Origin of the sequence: Maribellus comscasis, from assembly GCF_009762775.1 — a bacterium.
GTDB classification, from domain to species: domain Bacteria; phylum Bacteroidota; class Bacteroidia; order Bacteroidales; family Prolixibacteraceae; genus Draconibacterium; species Draconibacterium comscasis.
Map to the genome: position 1 here is coordinate 7,332,987 of NZ_CP046401.1, position 18,123 is coordinate 7,351,109.

14 protein-coding genes are annotated in these 18,123 nt (G+C 33.6%); 6 read left to right on the forward strand and 8 right to left on the reverse strand.

Going from position 1 to position 18,123, the window contains the following annotated elements:
- Position 1: 1 nt before the first annotated feature.
- From GM418_RS29310 to GM418_RS29320, 3 genes are all read right to left on the reverse strand, one after another.
- The gene (locus tag GM418_RS29310) at positions 2–3,730 is read right to left on the reverse strand and encodes a PAS domain S-box protein (RefSeq protein WP_158871667.1); all 3,729 of its coding nucleotides are present in this window, start codon (positions 3,728–3,730) and stop codon (positions 2–4) included.
- A 113-nt stretch (positions 3,731–3,843) separates the two neighbouring features.
- Entirely contained in the window at positions 3,844–4,914 is a 1,071-nt protein-coding gene (locus GM418_RS29315) for a histidine kinase dimerization/phospho-acceptor domain-containing protein (RefSeq protein WP_158871669.1), read from the reverse strand.
- Positions 4,911–5,258, reverse strand: a complete 348-nt coding sequence (locus GM418_RS29320; RefSeq protein ID WP_158871671.1) for a hypothetical protein — start codon at positions 5,256–5,258, stop codon at positions 4,911–4,913. The genes GM418_RS29315 and GM418_RS29320 overlap by 4 nt, the downstream gene beginning before the upstream one ends.
- Before the next feature lie 310 nt (positions 5,259–5,568).
- On the opposite strand from GM418_RS29320, the gene istA reads away from it, so the two are divergent.
- The 4 genes from istA (at position 5,569) to GM418_RS29340 (ending at position 11,870) form a co-directional block, all read left to right on the forward strand.
- Positions 5,569–7,116 carry an IS21 family transposase gene (istA, locus tag GM418_RS29325; RefSeq protein WP_158862096.1) on the forward strand — a complete coding sequence of 516 codons (1,548 nt, stop codon included), beginning with the start codon at positions 5,569–5,571 and terminating at the stop codon, positions 7,114–7,116.
- A 14-nt stretch (positions 7,117–7,130) separates the two neighbouring features.
- Positions 7,131–7,868, forward strand: a complete 738-nt coding sequence (gene istB, locus GM418_RS29330) for an IS21-like element helper ATPase IstB (protein ID WP_158862095.1) — start codon at positions 7,131–7,133, stop codon at positions 7,866–7,868.
- A 1,291-nt stretch (positions 7,869–9,159) separates the two neighbouring features.
- The gene (locus tag GM418_RS29335) at positions 9,160–10,725 is read left to right on the forward strand and encodes a sensor histidine kinase (RefSeq protein ID WP_158871673.1); all 1,566 of its coding nucleotides are present in this window, start codon (positions 9,160–9,162) and stop codon (positions 10,723–10,725) included.
- 323 nt (positions 10,726–11,048) lie between these two features.
- Complete coding sequence (locus tag GM418_RS29340) at positions 11,049–11,870, forward strand: IS982 family transposase (RefSeq protein ID WP_158871675.1); 822 nt, start codon at positions 11,049–11,051, stop codon at positions 11,868–11,870.
- 16 nt (positions 11,871–11,886) lie between these two features.
- Here the strand turns inward: GM418_RS29340 and GM418_RS29345 are convergent, their stop codons facing one another.
- From GM418_RS29345 to GM418_RS29355, 3 genes are all read right to left on the reverse strand, one after another.
- Positions 11,887–12,177: an HU family DNA-binding protein gene (locus GM418_RS29345; protein WP_158871677.1), complete on the reverse strand. Its 291-nt coding sequence runs from the start codon at positions 12,175–12,177 to the stop codon at positions 11,887–11,889.
- Positions 12,178–12,245: 68 nt separating this feature from the next.
- On the reverse strand, positions 12,246–12,692 hold the full coding sequence (gene tnpA, locus GM418_RS29350; protein WP_158870176.1) for an IS200/IS605 family transposase: 447 nt from the start codon (positions 12,690–12,692) through the stop codon (positions 12,246–12,248).
- A gap of 93 nt (positions 12,693–12,785) precedes the next feature.
- The gene (locus tag GM418_RS29355) at positions 12,786–12,989 is read right to left on the reverse strand and encodes an ATP-binding protein (RefSeq protein ID WP_158871679.1); all 204 of its coding nucleotides are present in this window, start codon (positions 12,987–12,989) and stop codon (positions 12,786–12,788) included.
- A 130-nt stretch (positions 12,990–13,119) separates the two neighbouring features.
- Between GM418_RS29355 and GM418_RS29360 the strand changes: the two genes are divergently transcribed.
- A complete protein-coding gene (locus tag GM418_RS29360; RefSeq protein ID WP_158871681.1) occupies positions 13,120–13,551 on the forward strand; it encodes a hypothetical protein in 432 nt (143 codons plus the stop codon).
- A gap of 134 nt (positions 13,552–13,685) precedes the next feature.
- Entirely contained in the window at positions 13,686–14,807 is a 1,122-nt protein-coding gene (locus GM418_RS29365) for a PAS domain-containing sensor histidine kinase (protein ID WP_158871683.1), read from the forward strand.
- Positions 14,808–16,470: 1,663 nt separating this feature from the next.
- On the opposite strand, the gene GM418_RS29370 is transcribed toward GM418_RS29365, so the two are convergent.
- Positions 16,471–16,983, reverse strand: a complete 513-nt coding sequence (locus GM418_RS29370; RefSeq protein ID WP_158871685.1) for a hypothetical protein — start codon at positions 16,981–16,983, stop codon at positions 16,471–16,473.
- Positions 16,955–18,121 (reverse strand): ribonucleotide reductase N-terminal alpha domain-containing protein, encoded by a 1,167-nt coding sequence (locus GM418_RS29375; RefSeq protein WP_158871687.1) that lies wholly within the window; start codon positions 18,119–18,121, stop codon positions 16,955–16,957. The genes GM418_RS29370 and GM418_RS29375 overlap by 29 nt, the downstream gene beginning before the upstream one ends.
- Positions 18,122–18,123: the final 2 nt, after the last annotated feature.

Here is an 18,123-nt window from a genome sequence, read left to right on the forward strand (position 1 = left end):
ATTATACAACTTTAAGGGATTTTTTTAATTGTCTAATTGTATCCTGAAAGATATACAATTTATCGAAGAGATTCTCAACTTCAAACTTTTCGCAAAGGTCAAGAATTTCTTTTCCTAAATTAATTAAAGATGGGAGCTCTTTTTCTTTACCAAAACGAATTAGAGTTTCACCAAATAACTCAATGTCATTTATTACCTGGCTATTCTGTGCCTGTTTGAGAATTGGTAAAAGCTCAGTCTCAATTTCTTTAATGACCATTGGAAATTTAAGCTTTTGCTGTTCATTTAGATTCAAGATAAATTTGGTTTCTTCCTTAATTTTTTTTCTTTCAACAGCTGGTTTTTCAGTATGCTCCAGATATTTTTTTAAGGTTTCACTAAGTTCTTCAAAAACGACAGGTTTTAGTATAAAATCATCAAATATGCTTAAATCATCAAAATTCATATCTAAAGACGATGCAGAAATTGCAACTATTGGAATTTTTACAGTTTTACTATTACTTTTAATAATTCTTGCTGCCTGAAGTCCATTTAAAACCGGCATTTTCAGATCCATTAATATCAAATCGGGAGCATAAGTTGTTGCTAATTCCACAGCCTCAGCACCATTTTTAGCTTCAATAATTTCTATTGGAGAATGGGATAAAAAGTCAATAAGTAAATCCCGGTTGTATTTATTATCATCAACGACTAACAAAATTGCTTCTGTAAAAATTAGCGAAGAGGGATTGATATCATCCTGTGATAGATTATTATCATTACGGGCTTCCACAATTAAAATATCCGGTAGAAGAACGCTGAAGATACTACCTCTTCCAATTTTACTTTTTAACCGAATTTCCCCTCTCATCATATCGACAATCTGGCGGGTAATTGATAATCCCAAACCAGTTCCTCCATAGACTTTTTCTGACTGTCCATTCTGTTGAACAAAGGGTTCAAATATTGTCGTAAATTCACTTTCGGGAATCCCAACTCCTGTATCCTCAACCTCCAGAAGAATATCAACTTTTTTATCGGAGTTTGGGACAACGTTTACATGTAATTCAACATGTCCTTTTTCAGTAAATTTTATCGCATTATTTATTAAATTGAAAAGTATTTGTCTAATTCGAACTTCATCGAGAAGCAAGTAGTAATCTATATTTCTTTCAATCTTCAGATTAAAAGGAATACTCTTCTCGTTAGCAATAGGAATCATTAGAAGCTCAATGTCTTTCACCAAACTATAGAGACTGACTGGCTCTAAATTTAAATTTAATTTTCCGGCCTCTATTTTCGAAAGATCTAAAATATCGTTTATAATATTTAGCAAACTTTTACCGCTAGAGCGAATTGAATTTACTCGTGCTTTCTGTTTTGAATCATTAAGAGATGAATATAACAAGTTGGAGAATCCTATTATTGAATTTAGTGGCGTTCTAATTTCGTGAGATACATTGGCGAGGAAGGTACTTTTTGTTCGGTTGGCTTCTTCAGCAGCACGACGGGCAATTCTTTCTTTTTCTGCTCGTTTTTTTTCTGAAATATCTTCTACAGTGGCATCATAGTAGTGCTCGCCAGTTTGTTTGTCAATTATTAACTTCACATTTTCTCTGACATAAACTTCTTTGCCGTCCTTTGTTGTCCAGATTGACTCATAGTCAGTTAGCTTTTTTTCTGCTTCAATTAAACGGATGAATTCTTCACGCGAGGAGGCATGAGCAAATCCTTCTTTGTTTAAATCTCTTTGTTGTAATTCCTCAAGGCTATTAAATCCAAGCAGCCGAATCAATGCAGGATTAGCCAGAATGATCTTTCCATCTTTGGAAGTACGATATATTCCAAAAATTGAATTTTCATAAATCTCTCGATATCGCTCCTCACTTAAACGTAATGCCTTTTGAGCCTGCTTCCGCTCTGTAATATCTCTTACTACTGCAACAATAATCTTTTGTTTCTCTTCAAATGTTGCCAATTTAAAAATAATTTCTACATCAAATAAATTACCATTTTTATGTTTATGTTTGGTCTCTATTGTTAATGAACTCCTTTTCCTGGAAATCAAGGGTTGCAAAAGTTGTCGATAGCTTTTCTCTGAATATTCAATTTTAAAATCAAGAGGTGTGATCTTTAGAAGTTCAGATTCAGAATATCCTAACTGTATCGATGCTCCTTTATTAACATAAACATGTTTTAAGCTATCAGGTAAAAACATAAAAATCCCATCGCTGGTAGCGTTTAATGCTGTAAGTATACGTTTCCTTTCGGCATCATCTGAAAGCCTTTTTCGGATATCCCTAATAGTCAATAAAAAAAGCTTTTGCTTTCCGGTTTCTATTGCTTTTACTGTTACTTCTACTGGTAACAAATCGCCATTACTTCGAGTAATATATAACTCGGAATTTATATCGCCCCATTTATCTCCTTCAAAAAATGAATTTTTAAAATATCCATCCTTTTCGAATAAATTAGGGAAAAATAGCTGCGCAGAGTTACCTACCAGCTCACTGTTCTTTTTATCCACTATGACCTCCAGGCCATTATTAACTAAAAGAATTTCAAATTTGTTATTTAAAATAACTATTCCATCAGGAGAAGAATTAAATAAACTTTCAAACTGAATCTCTGTTTGTTTTTTTTCTTCAATATCTTCCAAGTAGCCAATTATTCTGAAAGGTTCGCTATTATTATCTAACTCAGCTCTGCCAGCCGCTAAAAACCACCTATATTTACCACTCTTTTTCTTAAATAGGAATTCAATTTTAAAAGGTATATTCTCTTGATAACTAATTCGGAGTTTCTTTCTAAACAGTTTTTGATGTTTAGGATGAACATTGTTTAATATATTAATCTTTCCGAAAGTTAATTCATCCTTCGTGTAACCTGTTAATTCAAGGTATTTTTCTGAAAAATAAGTTTGCTTTAATTTTTTATTCCACTCCCAAATTCCAAGGTTTGTTCCAGAAACCAGTAAATGATAACGTTCCTCGCTCTTTAACAACGCCTCCTGGGTTGTCTTCCATTGAGTTATATCTTCGATTTGCGAAATAAAATACAATGGGCTTCCATCTTGTTTCTTCACCAAAGAAACACTTAGTAAAACCCATACAATATGTCCTTTTTTATGAAAATACCTCTTTTCAATTTTATAAGTCTGGATTTTACCTTTTAGCATCTTTTCCACATAACCTAAATCCAGATCCAAGTCGTCAGGATGGGTTATATCCTGAAAAGTAAGATTCATTAATTCAGACTCAGAATAGCCAACGATTTCGCACACAGATTTATTTACTTTCAACCATGATCCGTTTGGAGCAACCAATGCCATTCCGATTGAAGCGTAATAAAATGCTTTTGAGAAACGTTCCTTGCTTTCATAAAAAGACAATAAATCATCTGTATTACCTGATTTTGCATTTAAAGAAACAGATATCAACAAAAATGTCTCATTGGCAAACACTTCTTCTTTTATTCTTGCTATTAAACGGAATCTGTCATCATCTTTCCGCACGCCAACCGTTTCTATGAAGAAATTGTCGTTTGAAAAATTCGCATTTTTAAAATTTGAAGACCACTCAGGAAAAAGTAGGTCTATCGGCTTTCCTTCTAGCTCTTGACTTACATAGCCAAAGCTTTTTTCAGCTTCGTAATTAAGTCTGATTATTTTGCAACTTGTATCAAGTAAGAATATTGCATCGAAAGAAAAATTAAGAATCCTCTCGATCTTTTCCCAATCTTCCCTTTTCATTATTACACTGTATCTGAAAATTTGACATTAAGAATAACAAAATACAAAAAAAAAAGTTCTCTTATAAAAAAAAAGAACATCTGTGTAACAATAAATTATATTAGAAAATATTCTTACTTGACAGGTATTTTCACTCTAAATATTATTTCACTTTCATATGATTCAACTTTAATAGACCCTCCCAATAGATTAACTAATTTTTTTACCAGAGAAAGCCCAATTCCTAATCCAAAATTAATTCTCTTTTCTATCCGTTCTTGTTTTTCAAAAATGTCAAACATTTTTCTGATATCTATTGAGTCTTTACACCATTTATTCCTGACAAAAAAATCAACATCCTGACTATCTTGGTTAAAGGTAAAACCACAGGTAACTCTATTTCCAGCCGAGAATTTAATCGCATTGTCGAGCAAATGATAAAGGATGTGTTTTATTCTATTTTTATCAGTATAAATACAAAAAGAAGGCTCGGGGTTTAGATAATCAATGTTTATTTTTTCGCCTTGAGAAAAAGGAAGAGTCTCAAAAAAAAGCTTTAACTCCTTTAATGTTTTTGCGATATCTACGTTTTCTTTTTTTATTGCTATCTCTTCTCCTGCTTCTATTAGAGATAATTCTACAAGGTCATTCAACAATATCAGAAAATTTTCTGTTGTCTTTTCCAGTAATTCGACAATGTCATTTTTATCTGTAGAACATTCAGCTGCTTCAAGCTGCTTTAAAATATCGATAAATCCGAGAATTCCATTTAAAGGGGTACGAATCTCATGTGACAGATTCGAAAGAAAATACTCTTTCGAATTTTTGGACAACAGAGACTTACTAAATAATTTTTCTACTTCTGCTTCCAGCTCTTTTAAAACATTTTGTTTTTCTATAACACCAACAAATTTTGTGTCTTCCATTACTGCCAGAACAGGTGAACGACTCAAATCAAACTTTTCTATAATAGATTTGATCGTGTCATTTTTGCACACATTTTCTTTCGGACTAACGCAATCAATTACAATTTTATGCGGACGTCTTATTATATCTTCTTCAGTCAAAATCCCATGAAATTCATTTTGTTCGTCTATAACAACAAGGTATTTATTGCTCAACAAGCGATCTTCGATTGAATTAATACCTTCAAATGGATTTGCAGAATGATAAAGCGGAGATATATATTTATTTAGATCTATCACAACTCACCTTCGATAAAATCATAAAAAATTGTCATTTTGAAATCGACCTTTATTATCTCTGATTCAGAAACATATGGGAAAACCCTTTCTTGCAGGATTTCAATAATTTTTTCATTGTTAATTTTTTTTAGGACCCTCTTGTTAATAAAAACTGCTTCTACCGACTTATCTTCTACCTCATACGATTCAAATTCATTAGGGACTAAAAAATCAAATGATCTAAATACACCAATTCTCCCTTGTGGACATTTTTTTCCTAATATTAATATGTCTTCAAAAGGAGGTAATCGAATCTCTTCAAAACTCAATTTAACAGTATATTTTCGGGCTAACCTAACGTCCATAATTCAATTTTTTATGATAAATATAGTCGTTTCTTTTATTTCAGCCTCAAAAAAAATGATTTTTAATTGCGGGTTAAATTTATTTATAATAAAAAATAAAATGCAACGGTTCTTTTTTGGAAAAAACGGTCAAACTGACCACCCCAGGCCGGAATAAAATGACCACCCTCGCCAGTTTAAACTGACCACCGCGTGCCGGAGCAAATTGACCACCAGCGCCGGACTAAAGTGACCACCCACCAAAAGAGATTGATTTTACTTCTGTCGAAGCCATAATTTCATACTGATTTAAACAAATTAATATGAAAACATGGCTAATAAATTAATCGACATGAGTAAAGTAAGAAAAGTCATTCAGTTACACCACCAGGGAAAAGCAAAGCAATTTATCAGTAGGTACCTGGGCCTTTCACGCAATACGGTCAAGAAGTATATCGCTCTATACAAGGTGTTAAACCTTACAATTGATGATATTGATAAGAAGAGTGATTCCGAGCTGGAAAAGATCTTTAGCAGGGATACCGAAGATGTTCTTTCCCCAAAGCTAAAAAAGGTTTATAACTTCTTTCCCTACATGGAGCGTGAATTAAAAAAGACCGGCGTTACCAAACAGCTGATGTGGGAAGAATATTATGAAAAACATCCCGATGGACTAAAACTAAGCCAGTTTAAAGCCCACTACCTGCGTTGGAATAAAAAGGTTAACCCGGTAATGCATATGGAGCATAAAGCAGGCGATAAGATGTTTATTGACTACGCTGGCAAAACCCTGGAAATTATCAATAAAGAAACAGGCGAGATTGAAGAGGTACAGTTTTTTGTTGCCATACTGGGGGCCAGTCAATACACCTATGCAGAAGCCTCACCGAGCCAACAAAAAGAAGACTTTGTTGCTTCGGTTGAAAATGCACTGCACTTTTACGGGGGAGTTCCTGCAGCTATTGTCCCTGATAACCTAAAGTCTGCCGTAACCAAAAGCAGCCGGTTTGAACCTACCATTAACGAAACGTTTATGGACTTTGCCGAACATTACGGTACAACAGTTCTTCCGGCTCGGGCTTACCGTCCCCGGGACAAGTCACTGGCAGAAGGAGCAGTCAAGATATTATACCAAAGAATATATCCGGCCTTGCGCGGCAAAGATTTTTACAGTTTAGAAGAGCTTAACAGTGCAATTTGGGATGAACTGGACAAGCATAACAACAAAAAGTTAACCGGCAGGCCAACGTCCCGGTATCAATTATTCGTTGAAGACGAAAAAGGCAAGCTTACCGCATTACCTGTAGAAAAATACGAGATTAAAGAAATAGCAATAGCCACCGTAGCCATGAACGGGCACGTGCTGTTAAGCAAAGACAAACATTATTACAGCGTTCCGTGTCAGTATTTAAAGAAGAAGGTAAAGCTGGTGTTTACATCAAAAACCGTTGAAATATACCATAAATACAACCGCATAGCTTTGCACAAAAGAGATGGACGTAAATACTTCTACACCACAAACAAAGACCACCTGGCAACAACACACCAGTTTGTTACCGACTGGACACCGCAGCGTTTTATCAACTGGGCAGCTTCAATTGACGAGAGTGTAAAGGAATTTATAATCAATGTGCTGGAAAGAAAACAACACCCTGAACAATCCTATAAAAGCTGTATGGGCGTATTGGCTTTTGCCAAAAAGGTTGGGGAAGAAAGGCTTGCCAATGCGTGTAAACGTGCATTGGAACATCAGGTTTACAACTACAAAATCATACAAAAGATACTGGAAAAAGGGTTGGATAAACTTGATGATGAAAAACCGGACGAACCGGAACTTCCTTTTCATAACAACATAAGGGGAGGAAAATATTACAACTGATAAAGTAAAAAACAATGAACGAAGTAACATTAACACGAATGAAACAGATGAAGCTCCATGGTATGCATGGGGCTTTTAAAACAGCTGTCGAAACAGGTAAAACCGATGATTACACCATCGACCAGTTTGTATCGATGATAACAGATGCCGAGTGGGACGATCGCAACAACCGCAAGATAGAGCGATTGATAAAAAATGCAAGGTTCCACTATAAAGCAACCATTGAAAACGTGGTGTACGAACATACAAGAAATATCGATCGGACAAAACTGTTAAGACTGGCTGAATGCGATTTTATTAATAAAAACGAGAATGTATTAATATCGGGCAGCACCGGTGCCGGCAAAAGCTACATTGCAACAGCCTTAGGGTATCAGGCCTGTATCGAGGGATACAGGGTTTTGTACTTTAATACAACCAAGCTGTTTTCTAAACTAAAAATGGCAAAAGCCGATGGATCTTATCTCAAAGAACTTGCAAAAATGGCCAGGCATCAGTTAATAATACTCGATGACTTTGGCCTGCAACCCTTAGATAGCCAAAACCGGATAGCTCTGTTAGAGTTAATTGAAGATAGGCACAATAAAGGATCTATGCTTGTAACATCACAGCTGCCCGTTAGTAAGTGGTATGAAATAATCGGGGAGAAAACGATTGCCGATGCCATACTTGACCGGTTGATCCATCAATCGCACAGGATTGAGCTGATGGGTGAATCGATGAGAAAAAAACGAAACATTTATAGTGAATAAAAAACAGTAAATTTGTTGTAATCTGACAGAAGAAAAACGTTCTCTTTTTGTTGAAAATGGTCGATGGTCAATTTAAATTGGCCTGGGGTGGTCAATTTGACTGGCGTTTCCACTTTTTCTCTAATTGAGTTTCTTTCGTTTTCAAAGATTTTAATCAAAAGAATTCCTCAAGGCTCTGCCTCGGAGTATAGAGGAAAGTTTGAAAACCTCAAGGTTTTCATGATGTTTTGAAAAGCGTAAAAGATTACCAAGTCGTTGAAGCAATATTAAGCAGATTGAAAAGAGCTTGTCAATGGCGGCAATGACCGATAAGACAATTTCTCCGCAGCAAATGCACCTGACAAAGTATGTATTTTCATTTTTGAAAACGGTATAATGCTGGGAGTTGGCAGAAAGTCTGGCAACACATTTAAAGTAAATATAAGCATCTACTGGACTTATCAAGTACCCAACCCGATGGTACTCACACTCCAACAAAACGGGGCGGCGAAGCAGTTGCTTAGCAGGGAAGAAAGAAATCAAAGACAAGCGATATGTTGATTTTAACAAATGCCAAGGTATCCCGTTAACATGTAGCAACCCTGCCGAAGAGAACCATAATAATGCATTTAACCTAGTGCCTGTAGCACAGAAAATGATTGCAGGGCTAAAATTCTCTGAAATACACACTGATTATTCTTAAATGCAAATTCATGATTTGTTACTGAGAAATTCCATGGTCATTGTTCAAAAGTTGAAATTACAGGAAACATTGACCAAAATAAGCGAAATGGGACTTCTAAGGAATATTCATTTGATGATGTATTTATAAATTGCTGGTTTGTTGTGGAACCAATGGATGGTTTGGTGCTTTTAAAGCAATTCTGATTCGTTTTGAAACAAATGCAATTCATAGGGAAGTATTGAACATAATAACTCTCTCTGTTATTACTGCGTAAACTTTGAGCAGCTTCAATGATTAGAATATGATTTGCTATCGCTCTTCATTTATTTTTTCGAACGTTAATAAAATATTTTTAAATAAATGATTTTATTAAGATGCCAATTTTTTAAAATCTACATAAAAGCTATTTTAACAATTTATAATGCATAGAATTTTATAAATCCTTAGTATATTTGCCCGCTAGTAATATATTTTATGTTAAAATACTTTTTTAGGTTGGCCTTAATAAGTGAAGAAGGATTTTACATTGGGTGTTATTACCTGTTGGAGAATATTACCTATTTTTCATAGAACCACAACTTCCTATTGCCCCAACACAAATAGAGAAGTTTATAAATGAGTTATTTAATGAGAACTCTTCATCGTATTTTTTTAGGCTTTCTTGTTGTGATAGTTATTATAATGATTACTAATATTAACGCATTAATGAGCAACAGAGGAATAATAGCCTGCACAGAAGATATTGAGCATTCTATACAAATGGAATTGATACAAACGTACAAAGTAACTTACACAATACAAAAGATCAAATCTTGTCAGAGAGAACTGACTTTCGAGCTTTTTCGTGAAAAAAGAAAAGATGAAATAATCAAAGCGAAACAGGAAATTCAAAAAAGTATAACTGAATTACACTCTGTTTTATATAGTTTAAATAATAACCAACATGGTAATTATACCGCCATTGAAGAAAACGAAAATTGTAGGAAAATTTCTCAAAGAATTGTTTTGCTGGATTCATTGAATATACTAACAACCGAATTTATTTCAGGTGTTAAAACAACATTACAACTACAAAATCAAGAACAGATTAGCAGAGCAGAAAATAGTTTTGAACATTCTGTTGAACCTGTCTCAAGGAAAATCCAGGAACTTATTTTACTTTTCTCAAGGAATATAGAAGAAGAAGCCTTCTCTGCACTAAAGGCATTAAACATAAGAATGAAAAAGTCTTTGAAACTTGAAATTTATATTTTTGTCCTCAGTATAATCTTAACTTTATTAGTCGGAATATATATTACTCAATCTATTTGTAAATCCCTTAAACAGCTTACTAATGGGATTCAAGCAATAACTGAAGGAAACCTCGACACGGTAATAAAATTAAAAAAGCCTGGAGAATTTAAAGAAATTGCAGATTCATTCAATGAGATGACAATAAGATTAAAATCGAGAATATCTGCTATTAATAAACTTAATTCTGATTTAGAAGAGTTAAACCAAAATAAGGATAAATATTTTTCAGTTATTGCTCACGACTTAAGAAATCCATTTTGTTCTATTCTTGGCCTTACTGAATTACTGGAAGAACGGTATCATGAATTTAGCACAGAAGAAAAACAATGCATAATTTCGGAATTAAACAGCGCTTCAAAGAATGTTTTTAATTTGCTTGAAAACCTATTAACATGGTCTAGGGCTCAAACAAATAGGATTGATTTTCATTTTAAAAATTTGTGCTTAAACTCAATAATCGAAAACTGTATTATTACCAATAAAGCAAATGCTAATCATAAACAAATTTCTATAACAAACAGTATTTCTGAAAAGATTTATTTTCATGGAGATCAGTTTTCTATAACAGTAGTTATAAACAATATTTTGAGCAATGCTATAAAATTTACTCATGACCAAGGTTCTGTCTCTATTCGTGCAAAAAAGACTGAAAAAGAAGTTGAAGTAAATATAAAAGATACAGGAATCGGATTGGATACTGAAATATTGACTTTCCTTTCTCAATCAACAAAAATAGGCTCAAAACCAGGGACGAAAAATGAAGAAGGAACAGGTTTAGGACTTCTACTTGTAAAAGAGTTTGTGGAAAAAAACAAGGGGCGAGTTACCGTTAACAGTGTTATTGGAAAAGGAACCGAATTTAATATTTATTTAAGAAATGAAACAAAGGCTTTACTATAAAGACCAGTTAATCTTCTTTTAGAAAAGAAACTACTAAATACAAAATAAATATCCAAGAGAAACGATAAACGAAGTAACTGTTATTAGGATCGGTTCCAAAAGCTTTTAAATAAAAAATAATATGTAATTTAACATTTAAATATTAATTAACTCAAGTTGCTAGTTAAAGCATTAAAATTAAGTAATTTAAAATCGGTGAATTCAAGTAGTGTAAACAAAAAGAAAGAAGTTTTTAACAAAATAGCTCTGGATAGCAGCATTTTATGGGATAATTAGAAATAATCCTCCAGATTTCTGCTGCGAAACAAAACAACCTGGAGGATATGATTAAAAAATCGATCGCAATTTACACAATTATTGATGATTTGTTGAAAGAGATAGAACATACAGAACCACAAAACCGGAAGATTTCGGATGCAGAAGTAATTACAACAACAGTAATCTCAGCTCTTTATTTCTCAGGTAACCAGGAAAAGGCTATTTGCTTTATGCGTTCGGTAAACTTAATACCTAATATGCTTTCAAAAAGCCGTTTCAATAGGAGGTTGCATATGATAAGGGATTTAATCGTTGCTCTTTTCTTTCAGCTTTCAGGAATGATAAAGGAATTGAATATTGAATCCGAATATATCATTGACAGTTTTCCTGTAAAAACCTGTGATAATATGCGGATAGCCAACTCCAAACTTATACAGGGAGAGATATACAGAGGCAAAAAAGCGACCATGCGACGATGGTTTTATGGATTTAATGTCCATGTAATGGTAACCACCGAAGGGATTCCGGTAGAATATACTTTTTTGCCAGGAAGCAAGCATGACTCAGAAGCTTTAAAACAATTCCCGTTTAATTTAAAACCGGGAAGCCGGGTTTATGCAGATGCTGGTTATACAAATTACAAAATAGAGGACATGCTTCAACAAGCAGAGCAAATAGAATTGCTGGTTGCCAGAAAAAGCAACTCCAAACGAAAGCGTCAGCCGTATCAGGAATTTCTGATAGAGTCAATGCGGAAACGTATTGAAACAACTTTTAGTGAAATAACAACATTCTTGCCTAAGAAAATCCATGCTGTTACAGATTACGGCTTTATCCTCAAGGTAATTATGTTCTTATTCTCATATACTTTGAATAAAATTGAATAATAGCAACTTGAGTTAATTATTTATTGGAGGTGTTGTTTTTTACTTTATCCAGAAATGTTTTACTGGGTCTAAAAAAAGGTATGTAATGGGCAGGAACTATCACTGTTGTATTTTTAGAGATATTTCTTGCTTTTTTTTCTGCACGTTTTTTTATTTCAAATGTTCCAAATCCTCTTAAATAAACATTTTCTCCATTCTTCAGAGTTGATTGTACAAGATCCATAAATGTCTCGATAGTTTTTGTTACTTTTATTTTTTCGATATCAGTTTCTTTGCTTATCTTGTTTACAATATCAGCTTTAGTCACAATTCTTAATTTTTATTTTCAGCTAGTGTGTGGAAAATGAACTACCTCGCAGCAGAGCTGACGAGGTATCAAAATAAGCTAAGTTGCTGAACATGGAGTTTTTGATATTCCTTTTGTCTTCCTTGAGCTTGTACATATTTTTGAATTGTATTTTCATCACCATGAGCACCAACCGAACTAACATAAAACCCTTTGGTCCAGAATTCACCTCCCCACAGTTGTTTCTTGACTTTGGGATGAAGCTTGAAAATCTGTTTCGCAGTGATACTTTTTACTGTCTGAATGATTCGCGTTGGACTCAACATTGGCACACTTTGAATCAAGAAATGAACATGGTCTTTATCCGTACCAATCTCTATAAAAGTAATTTCAAAACGCTTCGAGATTTCAATACATACTTGTTTCAAACTTTCATCAACATCTTTGTCAAAAACAACCCTCCGATATTTGGCTGGACAGACAAAATGGTAAAGAAGTACTGAAACATTATGACTCTTATGAATAAATTCGCTCACATAACAAATTTAAAATTAATTTCGAAGCAGAGCTTCGGGGAACTAACCCCGCTGAGATTAGATTAATCTGGTACGATTGATGTATCAACCGGTTTAAATAGCGTCAGCTATTGTTTTCTCACCAATAACCTCGTACCATCCTTTAACCGGTATTTGAGAGGTAACGATAGTCAAAATATTATTGTGCCTGTCTTTGATGATTTCAAGTAGTGCAATACCGTTATGATTATCAAGTGGCTGCAGGCCAAAATCACCCCTGATGTTGTTGGGTGTATTTTTACTAATAAAGAGAAGCATACAATAGCACAATCTTTTAAGAGAATAATATATCAATTGTCAAATTGAATATCTCAATCACTTTTATAATATTTAATATTAAATTCACTTTTCTTTCGTTGATAAACTTAATTAATCAAATAGTTTTGTTATGAATTTAAATAGCCACCACATCCTTATAACAGAAAGATTGAAGCTTGTTATTGTCACACATAAAAATGTTTTAACCCAAGAAAGCATACAACTCTTTGTTCAAGAGGTCTTACAAAATCCTTTTTTTAAACCTGATTATAATGTTCTTATTGATATAAGGAATTCTGTCATAAATATGTCGATAGGAGAAATTGAAGAATGTAGTAATCATTTATTTCAACAATTAAACAAAATTAAGTTGAAGAAATTGGCGATACTGACAAAAACAGCTTCACAAGCAATAAAGGCAGTTGAATTTGTTCATTTTTATAAACAGTCATCACTATTTCAGGTTTTTTCTTCTATTGAGGCAACTTTGAGTTGGCTGGAAATCCCAATTATTAGAAAATCCCAAATAAAATTAAAACTGTATTACCTTAGTAATTGTTAATGTATATTTTAAATAATGTATTTCCAAATATTTTGGAATAATTTGATTTCCATCATCAAAGTTGATATTTGTATAAATATTTTTTTGTAGATAAATGAAGTGAATTAGTTTTATATTAAAGAAATTTAAATTTAATGACGCAAATACAAAAAAGAAATAACAGAAGGTACTTTCACTATCAAAAAGAAATTTTAAATACAATCTCTGAACCTGCTTCTTTTATTACTGACAAGTATCGGTATGTTTTTGTGAATAATGCTTTTAACGACTTTTTTAATAAACAAACAGATAAAGTTATCGGTAAAACACCGAGTGAAATTTGGGGAGAGGATAATTTTAAAAAGAATATAGCTCCTCAAATGGATAGAGCACTAAATGGAGAAACCGTTTTTTTTCAGTACCGAGGAAAAATGTTAGATGGGAAGTTTAAAATATTAGAAATTAATTATTATCCTCATTATAAACCTTCAGGAAGCATTGATGGAATAATTGCCATAACAAATGATGTAACCAAACAAAAACATGCAGAAGAGGCACTAAAAGAAAGTGAAGCCCGTCTCAAGGACCTTAACGAGACAAAGGATAAACTCTTCTCCGTCATTGGACACGATCTAAAAGGACCACTCCACAATATTGTAGCTTTCTCAGAACTTATTGAAGAGCAACATGGAGAATATTCTAGAGAAGAAATACGAAAATTCAATCAATTAATTCTTCAATCTGCCCAATCTCTTTCATCACTACTCGATAACTTATTGAGCTGGTCATATTCACAAACACAAAGTATAAAAATATTCCCACAAGCTATCTTGTTGCATTCTATTGCAGAAAAATGTTTTGATTTTTTAAAACAAAATGCTTTTCAAAAAGAAATACGACTTATAAACGATGTATCCCCGGAAATGCATGCTGTCGCCGATGAAAAAATGATAACTACAGTTATACGTAATCTCATATCAAATGCCATTAAATTTACCGACAGAGGGGGTAAAATAACCGTTACAGCAACAATTGTTGAAGATGAGATATTTGTTGCAATTAGAGATTCAGGAACGGGGATTTCAAAGGAGAAAACAGAATTATTGTTTCAATCTTGTGGTATTCAGTCGAGTACGGGTACGGAGGGCGAAGGTGGAACAGGTATGGGATTAATTATTTGTAAAGATTTTATTGAAAAAAATAACGGCAGAATATGGGTCGAGAGCGAATTAAATAATGGTTCTGTTTTTAGTTTTTCTTTACCTGTTAATTTCTGAATTATCTTTTCATTTTTCAAGTAGTAGAAGAGTCATAAGTTTCTATTATGGGAATAAGATAAGCAGACTTAATGGTAACATTATTTATAAACTTGGGATTGTGAATATCCGTTGATGCGACTCCCATTTTCTTAATTGATTTTAAGCCTTACATAATAGTGAGGAAGGAAGTTTTATTAAGTGACGATTTTTTCATGCAAATTCAAAAGCGAGGTATTAAAAAATATCTGAAAATGAAATATATATTTACTAAGGTTATGACCCAGAAACAAAAGTAAGAAAGCCCTCTTCCTTATTTAAAGAATAATATTTTCACTTTTATGGGCTGGTAGAATATCCGGACACTACAAAACAGTATAGAAATAACTCTCTGGTTATGTTAATTTGAAAAATTGGAGTTTACTTGTACTTGAGAATATAATCTTAAAAAAAACTTGCTAAAAGATACAATTATATTACTCTTATTTTCGTAAAGTGTTTAAGTATTTCTCCCTGATAATACCATCTGCAATTTAAATTAATGCGGGTAAAATAGATGCTTATTTAAACTAGTAAAAGTATAAAAGAAATAAGCAACGAACTTGGTTTTCAGGCCATCCATTATTTTAGTACCTTGGTTTAAAAAAAGAACCTAATCCTACACAATACCGAAAGAAAAATGTTTTGGAGAATAAAACTGAACTCTTATTCTCATAAAACAAAGAAAAGGGGCAACTCTCATCAAAGCCGCCCACAATTGAATTAAGAATGATAAAAAATAAGGGTTTGTATCTTAAAAATAGAAAATTCTATCTTAAAAACAAATTATTTATAAAAAATAAAAATAACAATTGTTTTGGGATATGAGGCTGTGCAAGCGGAACTTGCTCCCTTTCCTCGCTATTCTTGAATTTGGCGTTGACCACGGAATTGATCATGTAGTACCGCTATAGAAACCGTTGAAAGATTTTGGATTTTTAATTTCTTATCACAGGAAAAGTAATTTTCTACTTTTAGTCTAGTTCATCAAAGGCTTTGATAAATCATTTTTTTATAAAAATAAGTGTTATTATACCTGAATAGTGCAACAACACCTGAGATTCTGATCTCTATGGGGTTAGTTCCCCGCTGCTTGCAGCGTAAATTTAGTAAATTTGTGTATGTGAGAAAGTTCATACATTCATAAATCCCATAATGTATCGGTCTTGTTATACCATTTTGTTTGTCCAGCTAAATACTGACGGGTTGTGTGGACTTGCAACAAATAGGACTAGCCCAGCTACAACATTCTTCCAGACTACGATCCAACAAAACAAGGATTGAAACCGTCTGCCAATTATGGCAATCTTGGTCATATTTTAAAAAGGGCCTAGGCTATAAATAGCTAAACCCTCGGTATTTTTTAATTATACTTTGTGAAGCGGTATCAGTTAAAACAATGTTTGAAATAACCTCATTATATCATGAGAATAATATCAACTAGCTTTTTCCTTACTGACTGCTACTGTATAAAGTGTGCTGTGTAAGTGTTTGGTTTATAGTGGTTCTGAGTAGGGATGTTAGAGGTTGCAAATGTAATGTGAAACAATTGAGAATCGCCTATTATTTTGTTATTGTTAACTTGAGAGTAGAGTAATTCTTTTCCAATTAAATAGAAATAAGTGTTAAAGAATACAATGTGTTATCATTGAAAATATTTAGAAAAAATAATCTCTAGATATTTATCAGTTATCTCTGGAGTATTTTGATCTATAGCAAAGAAATCTTTCATCCAAAGATAATCGTCTGCGACAAAATAATATGGCAAATGCTGGGCATCTGCATTTAGCCCAAATGAATCTTCAAGAATAATATAGGCAGGATAATTTACCTCATTCGACCTACACATTAGAAATAATGATCTAATATTTTCATATGCGACCAGTAAGATAATATTATCAGAATCAATATCCTTTGACTTTCCTTTTAACCTTAATAATTCTGACTGTACACAAGATTCACAAGTCAATCCTGAGAAATAAAAAATAAGCTTGGGCTCTTTTGAAAGAATATCTATAAATGATAATGTATCTTCATAAACAGTAGATAGTCTCATTTCAGGATTAAATTGAAAAGAGTTATCAAGAATCTCAAGAAGATATTTGTTCTGGAGGTTTTCGAGTTTAGCACTAACTATTTCGTTTTTTGCTACTATCAAATTTTCGTTTCGTTTTTGCTTTTTTTGCCAGTTGAATCCGAGCGTTGTATTTTTCTGAGAAATCTTCTCCAATGGCAGTCACCAGTTCGGGGCATTCGCCCGGGTCGAACAGGTAAACCGGTTCATCTTTTTTAATGCGTTTCATCAATTCGTCGGGCATCCACAATTTAGTATTGAGTGACGGTGTGCGAAAATAAGCGTTTCCTGTGGTTTCCCGTAATTCAATAAACGCTTCAATATCGTAATGCCACGGCTGCATCGAAATCACCTGTGAACTGCGGCGGCGGCCTCCCTGCTGGATGGAATTTACCATCGTATCAAAAACCTTGATAAAAGGAATTACCCCGGAAGATTTTGCATTTAACGATTTGATATGTGAACCGGTTGCCCGCACCCGGCTAACGTCGGTTCCCACGCCGCCGGCAAATTTTGCCAGGAAGGCTGTTTCTGTAAGTTTGTTGGTAATGCCTTCCAGCGAATCATCTACCACATTTACATAACACGATGAATATTGCGAAACATTTGTTCCCGAGTTAAAAAGGGTGGGTGTTGAATGCAAATATTCCAGCCGCGAAATCTTGCTGTAAATGGAAATTATTTCCTGTTCGTTATTCCCGATTCCCATGGCTACACGCATAAAAAACCACTGTGGTTTTTCAATTACTTCCTGTTCGGTATCTTTCGCCAGGTAGCGGTCGCGCAAAGTGGTCAGCCCGAAATAGTCGAGCAGGTTATCGTTTTTATAATCAATGGCTTTTTCAATTTTTGCCAAATTAAAGTCAGCTAATTCCGGCTTCAGATAACCACTTTCAATATTGAATTTCAGATAATCTGAAAACAACTTAAATTTCCGATCAATACGTTTGTTTATCAGTTTTAGTAACTGTAAAGTAGCCAGTGTATCGTAAACCGGGTGTTTGGGAATCAGGTGCTCAATGGCTTTCAGTACCAGTACATCCAACTCTTCGGTTGTGACACGTTCAGGAACCTTTAAATCCAGCTCTTTTATTATTTTAAAAACCAGTTCGTAATCATCTTCCACATCCATGCCCTTGATAATTTCGAAAATGGCATTGATGATTTGTTGCGTGCGGAAACGTTCCACACTTCCATCTCTTTTTACAACTGTTCTTTCCATTT

Bases quoted from the DNA above. Each gene is read 5' to 3' on its own strand.
- GM418_RS29310 (WP_158871667.1), bottom strand. From the start codon at position 3,730: ATGAAAAGGGAAGATTGGGAAAAGATCGAGAGGATTCTTAATTTTTCT.
- GM418_RS29320 (WP_158871671.1), bottom strand. From the start codon at position 5,258: ATGGACGTTAGGTTAGCCCGAAAATATACTGTTAAATTGAGTTTTGAA.
- istA (WP_158862096.1), top strand. From the start codon at position 5,569: ATGGCTAATAAATTAATCGACATGAGTAAAGTAAGAAAAGTCATTCAG.
- istB (WP_158862095.1), top strand. From the start codon at position 7,131: ATGAACGAAGTAACATTAACACGAATGAAACAGATGAAGCTCCATGGT.
- GM418_RS29335 (WP_158871673.1), top strand. From the start codon at position 9,160: ATGAGAACTCTTCATCGTATTTTTTTAGGCTTTCTTGTTGTGATAGTT.
- GM418_RS29340 (WP_158871675.1), top strand. From the start codon at position 11,049: ATGATTAAAAAATCGATCGCAATTTACACAATTATTGATGATTTGTTG.
- GM418_RS29355 (WP_158871679.1), bottom strand. From the start codon at position 12,989: ATGCTTCTCTTTATTAGTAAAAATACACCCAACAACATCAGGGGTGAT.
- GM418_RS29360 (WP_158871681.1), top strand. From the start codon at position 13,120: ATGAATTTAAATAGCCACCACATCCTTATAACAGAAAGATTGAAGCTT.
- GM418_RS29365 (WP_158871683.1), top strand. From the start codon at position 13,686: ATGACGCAAATACAAAAAAGAAATAACAGAAGGTACTTTCACTATCAA.
- GM418_RS29375 (WP_158871687.1), bottom strand. From the start codon at position 18,121: ATGGAAAGAACAGTTGTAAAAAGAGATGGAAGTGTGGAACGTTTCCGC.